Below are 5,029 nucleotides of genomic sequence, written 5' to 3' on the forward strand. Positions count from 1 at the left end.
CATTTTTGTTTTAAAAAAGTCATTTAGAAAGAAAATATAGAGAAGATTTTACTAAATATTTATGACAAAGTTGTGAAAAAAGTTTACAAAGAGGAGATTTTTTTAAAATAGTTATATTTCATATCAAGTTCAAAACTCTCGTTTGTAGGATACTCAAAACCAAAAACCTCCCGCCATAAATTCTTATCTTCCATACACATATAAAAATATACCCTATTATGCCACGGTTTTAAACTCTCATACGCAAATTTAAACATCTCTTTTTTCATCTCATAAGGGTATGAAAGTTTTCCTGCCGCATCAACAAGGGGCATTTGCAATATTTTTGATTTAAAGTTTCTCTCTCTTAATTTTTTTATAACCGGTTTTATAAAAGTTAAAGTTCCAAAAGAGACAAGGGCCACTTTTTGAGGATCAAAATTTTGCAAAAGATATTCAAAAATCTCTCTATAATCTTCTCTCCAGCCTTTATAATAGATCATCGGATGAAAATGAAAACCTACCAATCTATTTTTATCGTGAATCTTTTTAGCCGCTTTTAGTCTATCTTTTAAGGGCGCTGTTAGTCTCTCTTCTTTTTGAATGATTATTTGAGGATTTAAACTCCATGTGGTTATTATATTTGGAGGGTAATCGTTTTTTAAAAGATAGTGGACGTTATCGCTTTTTGTTTTTAGCTCAAGTATAATGTTTGGATTTTTTTTCGCAAATTCAAAAAGAGCATCCAATACTCCCCCTCTATTTCCCCACATTAAACTATCGCTGCTTTGTCCTGTTCCTATATGATATATCTCGTTTTTATCAAGTTTTAAGGATAGAAGTTTTTCTTTTAGATTCGTATTAAAAGTTATAGTATCTTCGTTATAAAAGCTCTGAATTGAACAGTAACTACAGTCATATCCGCAGCTTTCCACCATATCCAGCGTCCAAAGATTGCAACATCTTGTTTTTTCGCTTGCAACGGGACACATTCCAAATCCAAGCTTTTTATCAATTTGGGTAAATTTTATTTTATGGGTTTTTTCTTTATCTATCTCAAAATTTTCATAACTTTTAATCTCTTTTTTTATATTTTCATAATCTTTTTTTACCCTTTTTAGAAGCTCTTTTTTATTTGGATGTCTATTTTTTTCCATAAGTTGTTCAATGGAACTCTCTTGCCACATATTAAGATCTATAGCAATATCTATGAATTGCTTTAACTCTTGAGCGGTAAATTTGTAGTTTGAAGCCTTTTTTGCCAAAAAATCTTGCTGATTTTTTGGCAAATTGTAAAAAAGAGTATTTTTAACTTTCGCATCAAAATCATACATCAAGGAAGCAAAATCCCCCTTATCATAAAATAAAACATAGCAGAAAGTATCGCTGCGGCAGGAACGGTAATAATCCAAGCCGCAACTATCATTTTTAAGGCACTTCTTTTTACAAGTTCATATTTTCTAACGGCTTTTAGGGCTTTTTTCTCTATTTTGGTAAGTTTTATCTCTCCATCAACAAGTTTTGCGATAACCGCCTTTTCCCTATTTATCTTTTCTATCAAAGCTTTTACCACAAAAGGATCGGCTTTTTTAAGATCGCCTAAAGACTCCAGTGCCCTTTCATACTCTTGAAGCTTTTCCATCTCTTTTTCCAAATGAGCCTCTTTAAACTCTTCGATTAGCTCCTCTTGAGTCTTTTTTTCTCTCTCTTCCAATCTTAAAAGATACTCCCTTAAAAATCCCACTCCAAATACGCCTCCAACGGCTATATGAGTTGAACTAACGGGAAGTCCAAGAGCCGAGGCTATTATAACCGTTATCGCAGCGGCAAGGGCTATACAAAAAGCTCTAATCTGATCTAGTTCGGTTATTTCGCTACCTACTTTTTTTATAAGTTTTGGACCATATAGGGCAAGACCTATGGAGATACCAATAGCTCCAACTAACATCACCCATAAAGGTATAGGAGCTTTTTTGCCAAATTCACCACTCATAATCGCATCATTTATACCGGCTAAAGGTCCCACGGCGTTTGCAACGTCATTAGCTCCGTGAGCAAAACTAAGAAGAGCAGCACTAAAAATCAATGGGATGGTAAAAAGAAGATTTATAGATTCTCTGTCGTTTTTTAAACTATCGGCTTTTTTCGCTATCATAGGTTTTAGGAAAAAATAGATCAAAACTGCGATTATTAAACCTATAACAATAGCTAAAGGAAGGGGAACTTTTATTAGATGTTTTATTCCTTTTACTATCAAATAGCTAGAAAAAGCCCAGCTCATAATAGCGATATATATGGGAACCCACTTTTTTGCGGCCTCTATTTTGTTTTCTTGAAAGATCACATTTTTTTTAATAACATATAAAAACCCAGCGGCGATCAAACCGCCTAAAATAGGTGATATTACCCAAGAAGCCGCTATTTTTCCCATAGTAGACCAAGAGACTATGTTAAATCCCGCAGCGGCAATCCCAGCACCCATCACTCCTCCCACGATTGAATGGGTGGTAGATACCGGAGCACCCATAGCGGTTGCGAGATTTAGCCATATAGCTCCGGCTAAAAGAGCCGCCAGCATTATCCATATAAAGGTTGTGGTATCGGCGATAAGCTTTGGATCAATTATACCCTTTTTAATGGTTCCAACAACGTCTCCTCCGGCTATCAAAGCTCCCGCGGCTTCAAAAACCGCAGCTATTATGATAGCACCCATCAAAGTTATCGCTCCACTTCCAACAGCCGGACCCACATTGTTAGCAACGTCGTTTGCGCCTATATTCATAGCCATATAACCGCCAAAGATAGCCGCTATTATAAGAAGTGTTCTATTTTCTATCCCGCTTGAGTATACGCTGGCATACCACATAACCCCTAAAATAAAAACAAAAGCGATGGCGACTCTTGCGGCATCTTTTATATCAAATTTTCTTGCTCTTTTGACTTCAGGATAATATTTTAGTTCCAAAGCGCTCCCTTTTTTTGAATTTAGTAGATTATAATTTAGTTAAATTACAAAATAGTTACAACTACTTTTTCTCCCTAATTTCTACAGATTTTGCGTGAGCTTCAAGCCCTTCCGTTTTTGCTAGCATTATCGCGGCTTCTCCGATATCTTGAATAGCTTGACAACTAAATGAAATAATAGAACTTTTCTTCATAAAATGTTCAACATTTAATGGACTGTAAAAACGTGCCGTATTTCCAGTAGGAAGGGTATGGTTTGGACCAGCTATATAATCGCCTATGGGCTCAGGGGTATACTCTCCCAAAAATATTGCTCCGGCATGCTTAATTTTTGGCAACTGTTCAAAAGGATTTTTTGTCATGATTTCAAGATGTTCCGGAGCTATTTTATTCATCAAGTCGATAGACTCTTTCATACATTCAGCGACGATTATAGCTCCTCTTTCTTTTATCGATTTTTTTGCTATCTCTTTTCTTTTTAACGTTTTTAAGAAATTTTCAACCTCTCTATCTACCTCTTTTGCCAAATCTTTTGATGTTGTAATAAGAATGGAACTTGCCATTTCATCATGCTCTGCTTGACTTAAAAGATCGATTGCTACATATTTTGGATTTGCGCTCTCATCGGCAATTATTCCTATCTCGCTGGGACCTGCTATCATATCTATATTTACTTCTCCGTAAACAAGTTTTTTGGCGGTTGCAACATAAATATTTCCAGGTCCCGTTATAACATCCACTTTTTCGATCGTCTCTGTTCCATAGGCCAATGCACCGATCGCGCTTGCGCCTCCAACCTTATAAACTTTTTCTATTTCGCATAAATAGCAAGCGGCCAAAAGTAGGTCGTTTGGCTCATTGTTTGGAGTGGGCGTAGTAACAATAATCTCTTTTACTCCAGCGACAATCGCCGGAATGGCGTTCATCAAAAGAGAACTTGGATATGCCGCTTTTCCTCCAGGTATATAAAGTCCGGCTCTATCTACGGGAGTTACCTTTTGACCTAAAATGGTTCCGTTTTCTTCAAAGTCCAACCAGCTTTTAGGAAGTTGCTTTTGGTGATAAGATTTTATACGATCATAGGCTAAATGAAGGGCAGCTTTTAATTTATTATCAAGATTATCGTAAGCTTTTTTCATAAGATCTGGATCGATTCTTAGATCTTCACCGCTTTTTGGTTCCCATCTGTCAAATTTAGCTATATGTCTAAAAAGGGCTTTATCTTTTTCTATTTTTATTTCGTTTAAAAGATTTAAAACTATCGGCGTAACATTTTGACTATCTGTTTGCGCCCTATTTAAAATCTTTTGAAACTCCTCTTTAAAATCCTTTTGAGTCGTATAGATTATTTTCATATTAGGCCTTCAAAAAATTTTATATAATTTTACCAAACTTTGCCTTGTATCTTTTTAACATCGTCTCATTACCTTTAACTCCTCCTTGATGGATATATAAAAAATCATTAGAGATAAAATTTTGGATATTAGAAAAAATAGTAATAAAGCCTATCGGATCATATAATAAATCAAACTCTATACCGGTTTGAAATTTTAATTTTTGCCAGATATCAAAAAGTTCTTTATAAATTTTTCCAAATTTATACTTTTTGGGCGGCTCAATAATAATCGGGTGAAAATTTTCATCTCTCTCAAGGTTTAAAAACTGCTCTTTTAAATATTTACTATCGCCTACGCAGGGAGAAGTATAGACATTAGACATTAGACATTGGACATTAGAAAGATTCTTTTTTAAATATAAAGCTGTAGTTCCAGTACCTGAAGGTAAAAAAATATTTAATTTTTTTATCTTTTTCTCTTTTGCCCACTCAATTATTTCATTTGCTAAAAGTTTTATGCCAAATTCTGCTTCCTTACATCTTCCCCCTTCTGGAATTATCAATATATCATCTAAAATTTCACAATTACTAAATAAATTTTTATCCCAATTCCCAATTCCTAATTCCAAATTCCTTATATCTTTTAATTTCATTCCATTTTCCAATGCAGACTTCAAATTTCCAACAGGTTTTTCTAAAAGTTTTTCATTTATACGTGCGTAATATTCAAACTCCCAACCTTTTAATTTT

The 5,029-nt window shown here is 34.5% G+C and carries 4 protein-coding genes; all 4 read right to left on the reverse strand.

Going from position 1 to position 5,029, the window contains the following annotated elements; genetic code table 11:
• Positions 1–83 precede the first annotated feature (83 nt).
• Positions 84–1,313, reverse strand: a complete 1,230-nt coding sequence (locus tag AC30RD_RS04310) for an SPL family radical SAM protein (protein WP_489493043.1) — start codon at positions 1,311–1,313, stop codon at positions 84–86.
• Positions 1,313–2,944 carry an inorganic phosphate transporter gene (locus tag AC30RD_RS04315; RefSeq protein WP_489493044.1) on the reverse strand — a complete coding sequence of 544 codons (1,632 nt, stop codon included), beginning with the start codon at positions 2,942–2,944 and terminating at the stop codon, positions 1,313–1,315. The genes AC30RD_RS04310 and AC30RD_RS04315 overlap by 1 nt, the downstream gene beginning before the upstream one ends.
• Positions 2,945–3,005: 61 nt before the next feature.
• Positions 3,006–4,298, reverse strand: a complete 1,293-nt coding sequence (gene hisD / locus AC30RD_RS04320) for a histidinol dehydrogenase (protein WP_489493045.1) — start codon at positions 4,296–4,298, stop codon at positions 3,006–3,008.
• Positions 4,299–4,317: 19 nt separating this feature from the next.
• Positions 4,318–5,029 (reverse strand): 1-aminocyclopropane-1-carboxylate deaminase/D-cysteine desulfhydrase (locus tag AC30RD_RS04325; protein ID WP_489493046.1); only part of this gene is annotated, 712 nt, incomplete at its 5' end.

Source organism: Nitrosophilus sp. (assembly GCF_982775275.1).